Origin of the sequence: Neorhizobium sp. T25_13 (assembly GCF_002968675.1) — a bacterium.
Classification (GTDB): domain Bacteria; phylum Pseudomonadota; class Alphaproteobacteria; order Rhizobiales; family Rhizobiaceae; genus Neorhizobium; species Neorhizobium tomejilense.
Genome location: NZ_PVBI01000007.1, coordinates 176,387 through 191,988, shown reverse-complemented (window position 1 = coordinate 191,988; position 15,602 = coordinate 176,387). Strand labels below are relative to the sequence as shown.

General features: G+C 58.3%; 14 protein-coding genes. 7 read left to right on the top strand and 7 right to left on the bottom strand.

Translation table 11 applies throughout. From position 1 onward, the window contains the following. Positions 1 to 265: 265 nt before the first annotated feature. On the top strand, positions 266 to 1,111 hold the full coding sequence (locus tag C5J22_RS18190; RefSeq protein ID WP_105439347.1) for a GNAT family N-acetyltransferase: 846 nt from the start codon (positions 266 to 268) through the stop codon (positions 1,109 to 1,111). Between the two features lie 323 nt (positions 1,112 to 1,434). Here C5J22_RS18190 and C5J22_RS18185 read toward each other — a convergent pair whose 3' ends face one another. Beyond that, positions 1,435 to 2,751, bottom strand: coding sequence for an FAD-binding oxidoreductase (locus C5J22_RS18185; protein ID WP_105439346.1), 1,317 nt, complete (start codon positions 2,749 to 2,751; stop codon positions 1,435 to 1,437). A 540-nt stretch (positions 2,752 to 3,291) separates the two neighbouring features. Here C5J22_RS18185 and C5J22_RS18180 point away from each other — a divergent pair. After that, positions 3,292 to 4,719: an aldehyde dehydrogenase family protein gene (locus C5J22_RS18180; RefSeq protein ID WP_105439345.1), complete on the top strand. Its 1,428-nt coding sequence runs from the start codon at positions 3,292 to 3,294 to the stop codon at positions 4,717 to 4,719. Here C5J22_RS18180 and C5J22_RS18175 read toward each other — a convergent pair. Further along, the gene (locus C5J22_RS18175) at positions 4,713 to 5,642 is read right to left on the bottom strand and encodes a LysR family transcriptional regulator (protein ID WP_105439344.1); all 930 of its coding nucleotides are present in this window, start codon (positions 5,640 to 5,642) and stop codon (positions 4,713 to 4,715) included. The genes C5J22_RS18180 and C5J22_RS18175 overlap by 7 nt on opposite strands. Before the next feature lie 90 nt (positions 5,643 to 5,732). Between C5J22_RS18175 and C5J22_RS18170 the strand changes: the two genes are divergently transcribed. From C5J22_RS18170 to C5J22_RS18160, 3 genes are read left to right on the top strand one after another with little or no spacing between them, the layout of a single operon-like run. Next, the gene (locus tag C5J22_RS18170; RefSeq protein WP_105439343.1) at positions 5,733 to 6,911 is read left to right on the top strand and encodes a DSD1 family PLP-dependent enzyme; all 1,179 of its coding nucleotides are present in this window, start codon (positions 5,733 to 5,735) and stop codon (positions 6,909 to 6,911) included. After that, on the top strand, positions 6,911 to 7,369 hold the full coding sequence (locus C5J22_RS18165) for a RidA family protein (RefSeq protein ID WP_105404677.1): 459 nt from the start codon (positions 6,911 to 6,913) through the stop codon (positions 7,367 to 7,369). Before C5J22_RS18170 ends, C5J22_RS18165 begins: the two co-directional genes overlap by 1 nt. A 28-nt stretch (positions 7,370 to 7,397) precedes the next feature. Next, the gene (locus tag C5J22_RS18160; RefSeq protein WP_105439342.1) at positions 7,398 to 7,751 is read left to right on the top strand and encodes a cupin domain-containing protein; all 354 of its coding nucleotides are present in this window, start codon (positions 7,398 to 7,400) and stop codon (positions 7,749 to 7,751) included. 315 nt (positions 7,752 to 8,066) lie between these two features. Here the strand turns inward: C5J22_RS18160 and C5J22_RS18155 are convergent, their stop codons facing one another. The 5 genes from C5J22_RS18155 to C5J22_RS18135 form a co-directional block, all read right to left on the bottom strand. Further along, positions 8,067 to 8,510: an Lrp/AsnC family transcriptional regulator gene (locus C5J22_RS18155; protein ID WP_105404679.1), complete on the bottom strand. Its 444-nt coding sequence runs from the start codon at positions 8,508 to 8,510 to the stop codon at positions 8,067 to 8,069. A gap of 16 nt (positions 8,511 to 8,526) precedes the next feature. Further along, the gene (locus tag C5J22_RS18150) at positions 8,527 to 9,312 is read right to left on the bottom strand and encodes a phosphotransferase (protein WP_105439341.1); all 786 of its coding nucleotides are present in this window, start codon (positions 9,310 to 9,312) and stop codon (positions 8,527 to 8,529) included. Between the two features lie 162 nt (positions 9,313 to 9,474). Beyond that, positions 9,475 to 10,353, bottom strand: coding sequence for a 4-hydroxy-tetrahydrodipicolinate synthase (gene dapA, locus C5J22_RS18145; protein WP_105439340.1), 879 nt, complete (start codon positions 10,351 to 10,353; stop codon positions 9,475 to 9,477). A 46-nt stretch (positions 10,354 to 10,399) separates the two neighbouring features. Continuing rightward, a complete protein-coding gene (locus C5J22_RS18140) occupies positions 10,400 to 11,815 on the bottom strand; it encodes an aldehyde dehydrogenase family protein (RefSeq protein ID WP_105439339.1) in 1,416 nt (471 codons plus the stop codon). After that, positions 11,815 to 12,876 carry a homoserine dehydrogenase gene (locus C5J22_RS18135; RefSeq protein WP_105439338.1) on the bottom strand — a complete coding sequence of 354 codons (1,062 nt, stop codon included), beginning with the start codon at positions 12,874 to 12,876 and terminating at the stop codon, positions 11,815 to 11,817. The genes C5J22_RS18140 and C5J22_RS18135 overlap by 1 nt, the downstream gene beginning before the upstream one ends. Before the next feature lie 491 nt (positions 12,877 to 13,367). Between C5J22_RS18135 and C5J22_RS18130 the strand changes: the two genes are divergently transcribed. Further along, positions 13,368 to 14,876 (top strand): NAD-dependent succinate-semialdehyde dehydrogenase, encoded by a 1,509-nt coding sequence (locus tag C5J22_RS18130; protein ID WP_105439337.1) that lies wholly within the window; start codon positions 13,368 to 13,370, stop codon positions 14,874 to 14,876. A 108-nt stretch (positions 14,877 to 14,984) separates the two neighbouring features. Next, positions 14,985 to 15,338: a cupin domain-containing protein gene (locus C5J22_RS18125; protein WP_105404685.1), complete on the top strand. Its 354-nt coding sequence runs from the start codon at positions 14,985 to 14,987 to the stop codon at positions 15,336 to 15,338. Positions 15,339 to 15,602: the final 264 nt, after the last annotated feature.

Sequence of the window (15,602 nt, the reverse complement as noted above, 5' to 3'; positions counted from 1 at the left end):
AAACGGGTTGCGGATCTGCAACGTAAGCCGAGGCCGCCATGCAGCTCCTTGACGGTCTCCTTAGCCGAACGACGTGTCCTTAGTAGCGTTCAGGCAGCAATGCGACACAGGAAATGTCGAGCAGCAACTTAAAACCGCATGAAGTCACTGAATTGAGCGCCTAAAAAGCATGGAAACTTGGGCTTTTGCGATGACAATCACAAGGCATTTCGCCCTTTCGAACAACAGAGCCAACGGCAAAATCCCAATTAGCGGAAGCCATTAAATGAAAGATAGCAACTATATCACCCTTTCCAAACTTGAACCTCGGCATCTAAAGGGTGCGCTGAATCTTTCTCAGGAGTTTTCTTGGCCCTACCGCCTGGAAGATTGGGAATTCGCTGCCAGTCGGGGGGAGGGTTTCGTGTTGGAACGTGGCGGCGAGGTTGTCGGAACAGCGCTGTGGTGGTGCTATGGCGCCAACTATGCCACCGCCGGAATGATCATCGTAACCACGAAGGTTCAAGGTGGCGGTCAAGGCTCCCGGCTTTTCAACGCTTTACTGGAAGCGACCAAGGATCGAAACGTCCTGCTCAACGCGACCGAAGAGGGGCTGCCGCTCTATCAGCGCCGCGGCTTCCTGCCTTGGGGCAAGGTCCTGCGGCATCAGGGCATGTTGACCGCTGCACCAGACACCGAGCTTCACGCGGACATTCGCCCCGCCAATGACCAAGACTTAGCGGCCATCCAGACTTTTGATCAGCTAGCAATCGGCATGCCTCGACAGGAACTGGTGAGCGCGCTTACCGATGTCGGCGATACGCTCGTTATCATCCAGGATGGACAATTGGTCGGATATGCCATCGCGCGAAAATTCGGTCGTGGTTATGTGATCGGACCCGTTGCGGCCAACTGTGCTGCCGACGCAAAGCGCCTGATCGTTGCCCATCTTGGCAACCTAGCCGGCCAATTTGTTCGAATCGACGTTTATGCCCAGGAGGGGTTGAGCGATTGGCTCCAGAGTTCTGGCTTGCAGCTTGTTGGTGAGGCCGTGTCCATGGTGCGGGGAAGTGCACCGGAGCCCGTTTCCCCCGCTCGAATGTATGCGGTGGCAAACCAGTCGTTTTGCTAGCTGCGCAGCCTCAACGCTTTGCTGCCGAGCAGACTTCGTCGGGAGGTGGTCTTTGAGCCGATACTACCATCAGCTCTGTGCCGTTTGTGGCGGTAAAGCCATCGGGCAGTTCGACGCAGCGTTCGTCTGAGGTGTTCCAGGCAATCTTGGTCCCATGCGCGCAAGCTTCTCTGAACAAGCACCCATGTTTGCCGTTGCTGGCAAGACGGGCTAGGTGAAGATCTAGCGAGACATGCGCGGCCAACAACGGTTTCGTTCGGGTTGCTAAAACGATGCCCGGTGCCGCGCAGTATCAAGACCAGACCGGCGTTCAGCGGATGCGGTCACCGCTGGTCCCATTTGTCCAACATCCCATAGTACCAAACGGCCAAGGGAAGAAACCATGGTTTCCCGTTGTAGTAAGGGCGGGTCTCAAAGCTGAGTTCGCTATAAACGGTCTTGCCCTGATCATTGCCGAGCATTTTGTTGGCCATTTTACCGCCAAGCCAGCTGGAGCGCGCGACGCCTGTACCGTTGTAGCCGCCGGCGAAATACATGCCATCGATGGTGTCGATGTGTGGGAAATGATCGAAGGTGAACCCCAACTGGCCGTGCCAGTAGTGGCTGATTTTGCGCGCATTTAATTCCGGAAAGATGTTGACCAGCAGGCTGCGAAGATAGGTTGCGTTCCTGGTGTTGCTTTCTAGTGTGCCGCTCATGTTGAGGACCCGTCCACCCAAGATGATCCGAGTTCCATCAGGTGAAGGGCGATAATAGGTTACAACTCTCTGGCTGCCGGCAAGCATCTGCTGCTTCGGCATCAATTTTCTCATGAGCTCTGGTGGCAGCGGTTCCGTTGCAACCAAGCCGCTGCCCACGGGGATGATGCGCCGCTTCAGATAGGGCAACAGCGCGCCGCTGTACCCGTTCGTCGCGATCAGAACCTGGCCAGCCGTGACATCTCGACCCTGAACTTCGAAACTGAAAGCACCAGCCTTTTGCTGAAGTTCGCTTACTCGCGCGTTGCTGAACACGCGCACGCCCAGGCGCTGGGCAGCCCTTGCGAGGCCTTTGACGTATTTTGCTGGATGAAGCCCAGCATAACCGGGCATCGCGACGCCGCCGTGATAAAGTTCGGAACCGACTTCCTTATGCTGGTCCACCCGCGGAACCATATAGGCATCGCATGGGAGCACCTTGCGAATGCTATCTATGTTGGCGCCCAGCCTGTCGTAGATACGCGGGGTCATTGCTCCCTTGAAATATCCGACCACTTTGAGGTCGCAGTCGATTTGTTCCCTTGCGACAACATCTTTGACGTATTGCAGCGATTGAAAGCTCTCCTCGACGACGCGTCGAGCCATATCTACGCCAAAAGAGGTCATCGCCGTATCGAAGAAGGCCCAGCCGGGTCCTAGAAACCCGCCGTTGCGCGAAGATGCACCCCAGCCCGGTGCGTCAGCGTCATAGACAGTGACCTGCTTGCCAGCCCGTGCAAGAACAAGCGCAGCGTTGAGGCCGGTGAAGCCGCCGCCGATGATTGCGACCTCGGTGGAGGCGGGGATATCATCGGCATTGGCTCCGTCCGGGCGGGCCTCGTCCCACCAATAGGGGCTGGCAACGGCATCATCGCTGAAGAAGGGCGCTTTCAAGGTAGACATGCTTGTCACTCACATTGTGTCGTATGCGCAGGAGGCGCTGCATCCGAAACCCGCCGAACAACGAGACCCTGTGGGTGGATAGTCGGCACGCAGCTTCAGATGACTGCGGATGTCGGGATAGTTAATGTTGGATATCGGTGTGATACGGAAGAAAATGACGTTTTGGCCCCGCTCCGGCGCATCAGCTGCTGAATGAGACCGAAACAATCAAAACCTTCCATATCAATAGGATTGAGTTCACGCATCCTGGACCTGCTACAACATAAACCACGCATGCTTGCCCTCGGCTTCGCAAGGGTTCGCCAGTCCAGTCTCAGGAGCAATTCAGCTTAGCTCAGCGGTAGCCGAGGGCGATGCGGCGATGTTTCCAGCCGAAATCACGCGGTCAGCAGATCTTCTGTCACAGGAGGTGAGTGATCCCTTTGTTAACGCCCCTCTTAAGCAACGATTCAGACGACATGAATTGCCATCGTGGCGCCCTTTCAGGCATCTTCCACCGGTGGCTCGGACTGGCCGCATAGTCGTGATGCGAGGTGAACCATGGTGACCGAAAGAGAAAGCCAGTTTTTCATTGGCGGAGAATGGCAGGAATTTGCGGGTGTTGCCCGCCTGCCTGTCGTCGATCCCTCCTCGGAGCTGGTTGTTGGGCATATCGCTGCGGGAAGCGCTCATCACGTCGACTTGGCCGTTGCAGCGGCGCGCAAAGCCTTCCCCGGCTTCTCTCAATCGTCGGTTTCCGAACGGCTTGGTCTGCTCGGCAGGATGCATTCGCTCCTGAAGGACAGAGCGGAGATATTCGCGGAAGCGCTCGTTATGGAAATGGGGGCCGCAATCAGTTTCGCGCGAGCCTCCCAGGTTCCCTTCGCTGCCGAACACATTCGTGTCCAGATGGAGGTGCTCGAGAAATACCGCTTCGTGACGATCGATGGGCACACCGCCACCGCCAAGGAAGCGATCGGAGTTTGCGCGCTGATCACGCCCTGGAACTGGCCACTCTACCAGATCACCGCGAAGGTAGCCCCAGCGATCGCCGCTGGATGCTCGATCGTCCTCAAGCCAAGTGAGCTGTCGCCTTACAGCGCCCTCCTTTTTGCCCAGTTGATGCACGACGCCGGTACACCGCCAGGGGTATTCAATCTGGTGAACGGCACTGGTGAGAGCGTCGGCGCAGCGCTCGCGAGTCATCCGGAGGTTGACATGATCTCCATCACCGGGTCGACCCGTGCAGGGGTACTCGTCGCGCAGGCGGCTGCACCGACGGTGAAGCGGGTAGTCCAGGAACTCGGCGGCAAGTCGCCCAACATTTTGCTCGATGACGCAAATTTCAGCGAGGCGGTATCAAAGGGGGTCCTCGCCGGCATGCGAAATGTCGGCCAGTCATGCAGCGCCCCAACGCGCATGCTGGTACCAGCGCATCGGCTCGCCGAAGTGGAGGAATTGGCCAGCGAAACGGCACGTACCATCATCGTCGGCGCGCCGCTCGATCCGGCAACCGGCATGGGACCCATCGCAAATCGTGCCCAGTTTGAGCGGGTGCAGGCTATGATCCAGGCGGGAATCGACGACGGCGCCAAGCTGCTGTGCGGCGGGCTAGGGCGTCCGGCGGGCCTCGACCGGGGCTTTTTCACGCAGCCGACGATCTTTTCCAAGGTCACGTCCGACATGCGCATCGCTCGCGAGGAGATCTTCGGGCCCGTGCTTTCGATCATGCCGTATATGGACGAGGACGAGGCGATTGGGATTGCCAATGACACTGTTTATGGATTGGGCGCGCATGTGCAATCTTCGGATCCGGAGCGGGCTCGACGGGTTGCCGCGAGGATCCGTGCCGGCCAGGTTCATATCAACTATCCAGCTTGGAACGGGGCTGCCGCGTTCGGTGGCTACAAGCGCTCCGGCAACGGCCGTGAGTATGGCGTTCACGGACTTGAGGAATATCTCGAGACAAAGTCCATCCTCGGCTACTGACGCGGCAACACGGAGCGGTTCACCCGCCAGGGTTGCGGCTTCAGCGACTGACGAAGCATCGTCAGGAACGCTGCCGTTCGCGCGCTGCGCCCGTGCCGCGAGCCGAGCATGGCGACGACATCGGCCGACGGAAGCTTCCAGTTGGGGAGCACCTGCCTCAATCGTCCCTCGGCGAGATCTTCTGCCACGTTCCATTCGGATCGGATCATGATCCCTTGGCTGGCCAGCGCCCAATCCCGTATAACGGCACCATCGTTGCTCGACATAACGGGATTGACCCGCACAGTCGCAGTTTCAGTCCGTGGTCCTTTGAAGCGCCACAATGTCACGTCCTCATCGTTCTCCCGAACCGCCAGACAGCGATGTTGAGCAAGATCCGCGGGCGCTGTAATCGACGGTGCCGAGGCAAGGTAATTCGGACTTGCACAGAGAATCCTGTGATTGGGTGCCAATGTCGTCACGACCTGGTCCAAATGTCCCGGACCACCGATGTGCACGACAACGTCATAGCTCTCGACGAGCAGAGCAATCGGGTGGTCCGACAGCTGCAGGGTCGCCGTCGCGCCCCGGTGTTCTCGAGCAAAGGCCTCCACGACCGGTGCGACGTAGAGCCGTCCGAATCCATGTGGTGCCGCGACCCTGAGATGCCCGCGAACGGCACCCCTCCGGTCAGCTATCGCCTCAGCCAGCGCATCAATGGCTTCGCTGACGATCACGCTGTGTGACGCGACCAACGAGCCCTCCTCGGTCAGGAGTAGTCGTCGCCCGGAGCGGTCGATCAGCCGGGCCCCCACTTTCTCCTCGAGCGCGCGCAAGCGCTGGGTCACCGCCGGAGGCGTAACGTTAAGCTTTCTCGCGCTTTCGGCCAGCGATTTCGATCCCGTGACGACCGAAAAGAAGGCAAGATCGTCGGATGTGAGCATTAATCCAGACCTGAAGCAAACATTCAGATAGCATTAATTGCCATCTTTATGGTTTCGCGACAAGCTCAAACTGAGATGGGAGACCGAATAATGAGTCTAGCGACGATCGAGGCGCCCAGCCGCCTGACCACCGTTACCAGCCTCGAGGCGCTGGAAACGCCCTGCCTGGTCTTGGACGTGGACCGGATGGACAGGAATTTCACGCGGCTCAGGAGCCGGCTGGACGGCATGGGCGTGTCGCTGCGGCCGCACCTGAAGACCACGAAGTCGATCGAGGTGGCCCGGCGGATCATGAACACGCCCGAGGGGCCGGCTACCGTCTCCACGCTGAAGGAAGCCGAGCAGTTCGCGGCCGCAGGCGTGCGCGACATGATTTATGCGGTCGGCATTGCGCCGGCAAAGCTGGCGCGTGTCGCCGAATTGCGCGCCGAAGGCGTCGATCTCGTGGTCATTCTGGATACCGTCGAGCAGGCAACGGCGGTCGCCGAGGCATCTCGGGATGCCGGAATGCGCATCCCGGCGATGATCGAGATCGATTGCGATGGCCACCGCTCGGGCGTTATGCCCGCCAATCGCGCCCAGCTCCTGGAGATCGGGCAATTGCTGACGGCAGGCGCCGATCTGCGTGGCGTTTTGACCCATGCCGGCGATAGCTACAAAGGTGGCGGGGTTGAGGCGCAGCAGCGCTATGCGGAGGCGGAGCGGCTGGCCGTGGTGGAGGCAGCACGGATTCTTCGCGAGGCTGGCCTGCCATGCCCCCTCGTCAGCGTCGGCTCGACGCCGACGGCCCATCACGCGAAGGATCTTGCCGGCGTGACCGAAGTCCGCGCCGGCGTGTTCATATTCTTCGATCTGGTGATGGCTGGCATCGGGATTTGCGAAGTCGATGATGTCGCGCTGAGCGTTCTTGCGACGGTTATCGGCCACCAGCGCGAGAAGGGCTGGATCATCACCGATGGTGGATGGATGTCGTTGTCGCGGGACCGGGGTACCGGCAAGCAGGCCGTCGATCAAGGGTATGGTCTTGTCTGTGACATCGACGGCACTGCCTATCGGGACATCATCGTTACCGACGCGAACCAGGAGCACGGCATTATCGCTGTGCGGCCGGGGACGGACGCGCGCCTCCCCGATCTGGCAGTTGGGGACCGAGTGCGGATCCTGCCGAACCATGCCTGCGCGACCGCTGCACAGCATGCAGTCTATCATGTGGTCCGCCGTCGCTCGCATGTCGTCGAGGCCTGTTGGCCGCGTTTTGGAGGTTGGTGATGTCGAAATCCACAACAGTAGATACCGACCGTGCACCCAGACCTGCGGGTCACTATTCGCAGGCGAAGCTGGCGGGTGGGCAGCTTTATATTTCCGGGCAGCTCCCGGTCCGCCCGGATGGGCAGCCGCTTGCAGACGACAGTTTTGAAACGCAGGCGGAGCAGGCCATCGACAACATGCTCGCGGTTTTAGTGGCTGCCGGCGGAACCCCGGCCGATATCGTCAGGGTAACTGCCTATATCGTCGGTGTAACCCATTGGCCCCGCTTCAACCAGGTTTATGCAGCGCGGATGGGGGACGCCCGCCCGGCCCGAACGGTCGTTCCGGTGCCCGAACTTCACTACGGCTATCTCGTCGAAGTCGATGCGATCGCCGTCCTCACGCAAAACGCTGCCCCCCTACACACCGAAGCTGGCCTCGACGCGATCGGTCTCGTCGATCGCAACCGCGGCTATTGAGCCACAAACAGAACAGCAAGGAGAAAACATGCCCCTTCTCAAGACCATTGTACCGACCAGCACGGAAGCTCCGCGTGAATCCAAGCCGGCGCCGGAACGCCTCATATCCGGCGACCCCTCATTCAAGACATGGACCCAGGATGTAGCGAGAGGCGAAATGATTCACACTGGTGTCTGGGAGGCCACACCCGGCCTCACGCACTCCATTAAGGGTGAGACCTTCGAGTTTTGCCACATCCTTCAGGGGGTCGTTGAAATCACCCCAGATCAGGGGCAGCCGATTACCTACAGAGCGGGAGACAGTTTCGTGATGAAACCAGGATTCGTCGGCACCTGGCGCACTGTGGAGACCGTTCGGAAGATCTACGTGACGGTCACGTAACAGGCCATGGCCCTGCGGCCGGTCCTTCGCGAAAAAATTGCCGGTGCTGCAGCGAAAAGATGCGGCCTCTGCGCCGCGGCACTGGCCGCCGCCCGCACCGGAAACAGGCGGCAGAACTCTGTCAAATTATCGTCCGATCTTCCAAGGGTGTGAAGATAATGTTGCGCGCCTCCTACGAAGACAACCAATTGGCTACTCCGGCATACGCTCAAACATCACACGTCTCTCCTGGGGCAGGCTGACGGTGCACTGAAACCACCTAGGTAATTGGAGCGTCTGACACCTCTTCCGTCGCTCCCGCCTCTATCCGCACGGTTACTTCCGAATCACGGAAGAGAGAGCAAACGCGGTCAGGGTATCGCGCACGCCTGGCATTTCGGCTATCGACTGCCAAATCTGCCTTATTCGGTCAGCCTCGGAAGACTCGACTCTGACGAGAAGGTCGAAATCACCAGTCATCACGTCGCAGGCTACGACTTCGGGGATTTTTCTCAGTGCCTGAATAACCTCTCCACCCCTCATGCGATCGTGCCGGTAGACGAAGATCAGTGCTGTCGTGACCTGTTGACTGCTCCCTCCATCACCAGTGATGATGGTGTATCCTTTGATAAAACCTTCTCGCTCAAGTCGCTCAATCCGGGCTCGCACGGCGTTGCGCGAAAGATTTACCTTCGCCGACAACTCCGCGTGCGAAGTTCGACCGTTTGTCTTCAATTCGACAAGTATCTGTTCATCCACTTTATCAAGAAGGTATTTCATGAATTGTGACCGGTGATCAGCGTATGAAATCGGGCGTTACCGACAGATAAGCTAACACGGCAATTTCAGGCAAGAAGGCTGTTTTTTTCCGGCTTGCGAAGTGCTTCGCCGTCGAGGCCATTATGAAACCTGGAAGTGCCTCCTGTTCCGCGTCGGTCAGTGGCCGAACTTCTTTGTAACCCCGCAACAGGGCGTACGCCCTCTCCTTGTTCAGTTCGCCGTTGGGTTCCCCGGTCCAGCCGACAAGTACATCCGCAATCTCAGATACAAGTACACCATCGTGACGCAGCCTGAAGTTAATTACACCGCTTACTTGGTCCCCGATAAAAAAGACATTCTGTTGGGCCAAGGCACCATGGACCGCCCCAGTTGGAAGATCCGCTGAGGTGCGTTTTACATTTCGCTCCAAGCCAGTATGAATTCGAGCCATCACATGCCCTAAGCTTTGGCATTTCGCCGGGCCTGCAATTGTGGGTGAGGAACCGGGCACGAAGCTGACGACGGCGACCAATCGGCCTGCAGCCCGACATGTGGCGTGGCCTTCGACGGTACGCAACGGCTTTGGGCAGGGAATGCCCTTTCGATAGAGCTCCTCCATGGTCTCGAAAGCTCTTTCCAAATCTAAAGGTTGCGCCCCGTTCTCGAAAAGCGTGACGATGAATTCGCCTTCTTTGGCGCGGAACAGGTATGTCGTCTCGGTGTCGCCGTCTGCGATCCCAATCACCGAGAAAAGCGAGGTGAGGCCATAGGCTGCAGTGATCGACTGACGATCTTCGTCAGAAAGCTCGGTAAAAACGGCCATTTCCGACCCCTTATTCGGTTGACGACCTCAGCGACATATTCTTGAACTGCGCCCCGTTTATCGAAGAGCTCTTCGACTTGGCGGGGCAGATACCTTCCGCTGCACAAATCGGCGTTCGCGAGCCCGGCCGCTTTCGATAGGCTCAATTTCCATCGCAGCTCTCTAGTCCAAAATTCTAGCGTGACGCATTGCATCAGTGATTGCTTCTTGAACAGGTGGACTCACGCCGACGAGTGGAAGGCGCAGGTCGCCCCTGATTTTTCCAAGCCGGTTCAAAGCGTATTTCGCACCGGCTGGACTGGCCTCGAGGAACAGTGCGTGGTGAAGCGGCATCAATTGGTCTTGCAGAGCCAGCGCAGTGGTGTAATCGCGATTAAGGCATGCCCGTTGAAACAACGCGCAAAGCCGGGGAGCTACATTTGCAGTCACCGAGATGCAGCCGTGACCGCCATGAGCCATGTAACCCAGCGCCGTGCCGTCTTCGCCGGTCAGGAGATTGAACTGCTTGCCGCAGGCAATCCGCTCAAGTGAGGGGCGCAGGAGATTGCCTGTCGCATCCTTAACGCCCTTGACGTTCGGGCAATCGCTGAAAATACGCGCAAGCGTTTCGACCTGGATATCGATCACACTCCGACCTGGGATATTGTAGATAAGTATCGGGATTGAAGCTTCGGCGTCGATGGCCTTGAAGTGCTGATAAATGCCCTCCTGCGTGGGCTTGTTGTAGTACGGGGCGACGATCAACAAACCATCCGCGCCAACCTCCTGCGCGTGCCGCACGTAGCTGATTGCTTCCTCGGTGTTGTTGGAGCCTGCACCGGCAATAACAGGAACACGACCCTTCGCAGTCTCGATGGCGATTTCAACCACGCGTTTGTGCTCGCCATGGCTGAGGGTTGGGCTTTCACCTGTGGTTCCGCAGGGGACAAACCCTGACGTGCCCTCTGTGATCTGCCATTCGATGAGGCTGCGAAATGCAGCGTCATCGACTTTTCCATCAGCAAACGGAGTGACTAGCGCGGTGATAGATCCTGTGAACATCTTAGCTCCCGGATGTGAAAAATGGGCTTATGGGCCACGGTGCCGGTCAACGCTGCAGCATGGTGATGCAGACGACCTTCGGCTGGGTCATGTCTTCGTAGGCAAAACGGACGCCTTCGCGTCCCATGCTGCCATATTTGAACCCGCCAAAGGGCATCGCGTCGAACCGGTAGTCGGACGACTGATTGATCATGACACCTCCGGCATCGATCCGTTTGGCGGCGTCAAGCGCCGCGGCGAGATCGTTGGTAAAGATACCAGCCTGAAGGCTGTATTCCGGACTGTTTGCCAGCTGTATCGCCTCATCCAAGTGATCGAACGGCAGCAGGATGACGACCGGCGCAAAGACCTCTTCATTTAATACGTCGCAGGTCGCCGGCACGTTTTCCAGCACGGTCGGAGGATAAAGGGTGCCGGAGGGCTTGTGACCGCAAAGCAGCGTCGCGCCGGCAACAATCGCGCGGTCGACCATGGCAGCTGCGCGGTTTACCGCCTTTTCGGAAATCATTGGGCCAATGTCAGTGTCACCTTCCATCGGGTTACCTGTCTTTAACTTGAGGGTCTGAGCCACAAACTCCGTCTTGAACCGTTCATAGATCGGGCGCTGGACCAAAATCCGCTGGGTACCAATGCAGTTCTGGCCCGCCGCCCAGAAAGCACCTGACACGCAATCCTCGACAGCGGCGTCGATTTGGCTGTTTTCCATCACGATAACTGGTGCATTGCCACCGAGATCCATCGCGAGCTTCTTGATGCCGGCAGATTTTGCGATGGCCTCGCCGCTTGCAAAACCGCCTGTGAAGGAAATCATTCGAACCTCCTTGGCTGAAACGAGCGCCTTGCCCAAGTCCGCGCCGCCGACGGCCACCGAAATCACCTCATCCGGCAGGCCGCTTTCGACCAACACGTCCACCAGCTTGATCGCCGAAAGAGGCGTAAGCTCCGAGGGCTTCAGGAGTACAGCATTGCCGCCGGCGATCGCGGGGCCGAGCTTATGCGCCACGAGGTTAAGCGGGTCATTGTAAGGCGTGATCGCCGTGATGATGCCGAGTGGCTCTCGAGTGTACCAGCCTTGACGGGATTCGGATCCCGCATAGGCATCAAACGGAATGACTTCGCCGGCGTTCCGTTTGGCTTCTTCCGCAGAGAGCTTCAAGGTGTTGACACACCGAGTCGTCTCCTTGCGCGCCTGGGTTATTGTCTTGCCGGCTTCCCGCACGATCAGGAGCGCGAATTCCTCTTGACGGGCTTCCACGGTCGCTGCAGCCTTTTCTAAAATTGCGGAACGCCGGTGACGAGGGAGCGACCGGGCGATCTGCGCCCCACGTTTGGCGCTCTCCAGCAACTGGTATACCGCGTTTGCAGTGGTCTCGGACACCGTTCCTACGAAGCTGCCGTCGAAGGGATCGCTGACGATGATCTCGTCTAAAGAGGTCTTTTTATTCACGGCAGCGCTGGGCATCACGCAGCCTCCTTCGCGAGGTTGCCTGATTGGGCGCGGTGGATGGCAACAATGTCCGACAGCAAGGCATAGGCGGTCTCAGTCCGGCCAGCACCCGGGCCGGTGACCGTGACAGACCCGAGCAGCTCGGTGTTAAGAGATACCGCATTGGTGGCGCCGTTCACGCCGGCGAGCGGATGCTCGAGCGGAAGCTGCCTGGGAGAAACGCTGCCCGTTACCGTCCCGTCAGCATTGCGAACGGCAGATCCGATCAGCTTCCAACGGCTATTCGCCGTTGCCGCTGCCTCGATGTCGAAACGTGAAATGCCTGATATTCCCTGGCAGGAGACTTTCTCCGGCTGGAGGTTTGCCCCCAGCAGCTCGTTCGCGAGGATCACGACCTTGAGGCGAACGTCGAAACCCTCTACGTCGGCTGTCGGATCGGCTTCGGCATATCCGAGCGCCTGGGCTTCTGCGACAGCGCTGGCGAAATCGAGACCGCTCTCCATGCGGCCGAGGACAAAGTTCGAGGTGCCGTTCAGGATTCCCTCGAACCCTTTCATTTCTGCGCCCGCAAAGCAATTTTTTGCCATCCGGATGACCGGTGTGCCGCTCATGACGGAGCCCTCATACTCGAAATGAGCGCGGTTTGCTTTAGCAAGAGCCTTCAGCTCCTGGGCGGCGAGTGCGACTGGCCCCTTGTTCGTGGTGACCACATGCTTGCCGGACTTGAGCGCCCAGCGGCAGTGCGAAACAGCCGGCTCGCCATCCTTCGGGTTTGTGAAGGTTGCTTCCACGACGATGTCCGCCGGCGCGGTATTAATGACCGTCGCGTTGTCCGCTTCCGCGCTGCCGCCAGAGAGACCGCCAAAGCCGCCCTTTGCGAAATTCGCTTCAACGAGCGTCTTAGCGTCGAGGCCGTTTGGTGAAATCACGGAGCCGAGATAGAGGTCGCTGACAGCAACAATATTCAGGCGGAAACCGAGATCCCGCTCCCACAGCGAGTTTTTCGTCGCGATGAGCTCAGCCAGCGCGCGATTGACGCCACCAAATCCAATGAGAGCGATGTTGTACGTTTCCATATGGTTTCCTCCGATGAAGCGATTTACGCGCACATTATCAGAGGCGGATCACTCAGTCGGAACAGAGCAAACAGACCAATCTGCAGCTCACAATGCTCAGTCCACTGCCGTCTTGCCCTTTGACTGCCGGCCAGGGTAATTAGTCTTTGCTGCATATGGCATTAGTGGAAACTTGAACGGCTCCGCCGACTATTCCAGGGACGCACTTGTAAATGCCAGCCGATCGTGAACCAAATATGATTCATTCGCCTTTCGTCACGTTCAATTGTCCCATTCGTCCTGCAATTTGCCGCCGCTTTTTACCCGCGGTTCGCGCTGTCACCGCATTTGGGCCCGACGGGTTTTCACGATTTGGGACGGCGAACTCGGGCTTCCCGGGGTCATCAGAAAACCAAAACTGCACAAAATGTTCACGACCAAATTGATCTATATTGACACCAATACCAAAACCAATCCTATATTGATCGCATTATGAACCCGATTGGTAGTGAATGGTGCTGAACGTGAAAACGAATGAGACACATGAGAGTTCCCGCGCCGCGCCTTCCCAGGCGGCTTTTGCAGTAGTCGGCGTCCCCACCCAGCTGTTCATCGATGGTGAATGGATCTCCGCAAAAGGGGGCCGGACCTTCGACGTCATTGATCCCTCGACCGAAGAGGTTCTCGCCTCAGTCGCTGATGGCGACGTCCCGGAAGCAATTGCCGCTGTCGACGCGGCAGAAAAGGCCGCGGCGGGCTGGAAGGCAATTCCGCCGCGGCGGCGCTCGGACATTCTCATGAAGTGTTTCCACCTGATGCATGATCAGGCAGAACGGCTGGCGCGAATGATCACGGTTGAGAATGGCAAGTCGCTTCCGGACGCGAGATCGGAAGTCACCTATGCGGCTGAGTTTTTCCGCTGGTATGCGGAAGAGGCCGTCAGGGCGCCCGGTGAACTCGGGCCTGCGCCGGCAGGTGGAAACCGGATCATGGTGACCCACGAGCCGATCGGTATTGCCATACTGGTGACGCCGTGGAATTTTCCGGCAGCAATGGCGACCCGCAAGATCGCTCCAGCACTGGCCGCAGGCTGTACATGCATCCTCAAGCCCGCAGCGGAGACCCCACTGACTGCGCTGGCAATTGGCGAGATCATGCAGCAGGCAGGCGTTCCGGCCGGTGTAGTCAACATTGTGACAACAAGGAGGTCGGGCCCCGTCGTCAGCGCGATGCTGCACGACAAGCGGGTGCGCAAGCTCTCGTTCACGGGCTCGACAAATGTCGGTCGAATATTGCTGCACGAAGCCGCAGATCAGGTCATCAGCTGCTCAATGGAGTTGGGTGGTAACGCGCCCTTCATCGTATTCGACGACGCCGATCTTGAGACGGCTGTCGCCGGTGCAATGATTGCCAAGATGCGCAACGGCGGCGAAGCCTGTACCGCCGCAAATCGATTTTACGTGCAGAAGGGAATTCTGGCAGATTTTACACGGCGGTTTGCCGAAGAGATGGCGACGCTCAAAGTCGGGCCGGGACTGGAACCTGCCAACCAGCTCGGGCCAATGATCACCCAGGCTGCGGTCGCCAAGATAGATGGCCTGGTGACCGACGCCGTTGCCAAGGGAGCTCGTATCGTGAGCGGTGGTACCAAACTCAGCGGCCCTGGTTTTTATTATCCGCCGACCGTGTTGGCCGACGTCTCTCCCGATGCTGAGATACTTCGCGAAGAGATCTTTGGGCCAGTTGCGCCGATCATTGCGTTCGAAACCGAAGACGATGTTGTGCGGATGGCGAACGACACCGAATATGGATTGGTGTCCTATGTCTTCACCCGGGACCTCAAGCGCGCTCTTGCGGTCGCTGGCCGCCTGGAAAGCGGCATGGTCGGGATCAACCGCGGTGTCGTCTCCGACGCTGCCGCGCCGTTTGGCGGCGTGAAACAGAGCGGCCTCGGACGCGAAGGCAGTCATCACGGTATGCTGGAATATCTCGAAGCAAAGTACATCGCCGCGACGTGGTAGGTCCCGGCGATCAAGGCAGGTCGTCGCGGCTCGATGTATCGTGGCGAAGTCGATCGGAAGCCGTCATCCAACGATGACTCGCATGGCTCCAACCAGAAAGAGAGAGCAATGTCTTTACTCAAAACCATTGACCCGGATCCATCGTTTGAGCCAAAACATCGAACCGCCGAGCCGGATCGCCTCATCGCGGGCAGCCCCGCTTTCAAGACCTGGTTGCAGGACACAGCGAAGGAGGGCAGAGTCAATACCGGCGTCTTCGAGGCGACGCCCGGAGAAACGCACTCCATCAAGGGCGAAACCTTCGAGTTTTGCTATCTCCTTCATGGTGTGATCGAATTGACCGAGACGGGTAAGGAGCCAATCATTTATCGTGCGGGCGACAGCTTCGTGATGAAGCCCGGTTACGTCGGGGTTTGGAAAACAATCGAAACAGTGCGAAAAATCTTCGTCACAGTCACCTGATCAAAGGAGCGGGTGAAGCCTTTTGCAGGTGGATTGTCGCCCTATTCAATGGTGGGAACAGATCGATCTGGCAGTCAGAGCTCTCGATCGGCTGATCCGGAAGAGGATGGGCGGCCAGCTGCCCATCACCTTTTCAATCCCGGCTCGTGCTTGCAGCCGAAATCTTTCTAATAGCGGCTGGTACGTTGGCATCGTCTGGATACAGCGCGAACTTTCGAGACTCCACCCCGGCATTGGAAACGCGTGCCTTCGATCTTTCCAACG

Excerpts from the sequence above, each read along its gene's own strand:
- C5J22_RS18190 (WP_105439347.1), top strand. The coding sequence starts at position 266 with ATGAAAGATAGCAACTATATCACCCTTTCCAAACTTGAACCTCGGCAT.
- C5J22_RS18185 (WP_105439346.1), bottom strand. The coding sequence starts at position 2,751 with ATGTCTACCTTGAAAGCGCCCTTCTTCAGCGATGATGCCGTTGCCAGC.
- C5J22_RS18180 (WP_105439345.1), top strand. The coding sequence starts at position 3,292 with ATGGTGACCGAAAGAGAAAGCCAGTTTTTCATTGGCGGAGAATGGCAG.
- C5J22_RS18175 (WP_105439344.1), bottom strand. The coding sequence starts at position 5,642 with ATGCTCACATCCGACGATCTTGCCTTCTTTTCGGTCGTCACGGGATCG.
- C5J22_RS18170 (WP_105439343.1), top strand. The coding sequence starts at position 5,733 with ATGAGTCTAGCGACGATCGAGGCGCCCAGCCGCCTGACCACCGTTACC.
- C5J22_RS18165 (WP_105404677.1), top strand. The coding sequence starts at position 6,911 with ATGTCGAAATCCACAACAGTAGATACCGACCGTGCACCCAGACCTGCG.
- C5J22_RS18160 (WP_105439342.1), top strand. The coding sequence starts at position 7,398 with ATGCCCCTTCTCAAGACCATTGTACCGACCAGCACGGAAGCTCCGCGT.
- C5J22_RS18155 (WP_105404679.1), bottom strand. The coding sequence starts at position 8,510 with ATGAAATACCTTCTTGATAAAGTGGATGAACAGATACTTGTCGAATTG.
- C5J22_RS18150 (WP_105439341.1), bottom strand. The coding sequence starts at position 9,312 with ATGGCCGTTTTTACCGAGCTTTCTGACGAAGATCGTCAGTCGATCACT.
- dapA (WP_105439340.1), bottom strand. The coding sequence starts at position 10,353 with ATGTTCACAGGATCTATCACCGCGCTAGTCACTCCGTTTGCTGATGGA.
- C5J22_RS18140 (WP_105439339.1), bottom strand. The coding sequence starts at position 11,815 with ATGCCCAGCGCTGCCGTGAATAAAAAGACCTCTTTAGACGAGATCATC.
- C5J22_RS18135 (WP_105439338.1), bottom strand. The coding sequence starts at position 12,876 with ATGGAAACGTACAACATCGCTCTCATTGGATTTGGTGGCGTCAATCGC.
- C5J22_RS18130 (WP_105439337.1), top strand. The coding sequence starts at position 13,368 with ATGGTGCTGAACGTGAAAACGAATGAGACACATGAGAGTTCCCGCGCC.
- C5J22_RS18125 (WP_105404685.1), top strand. The coding sequence starts at position 14,985 with ATGTCTTTACTCAAAACCATTGACCCGGATCCATCGTTTGAGCCAAAA.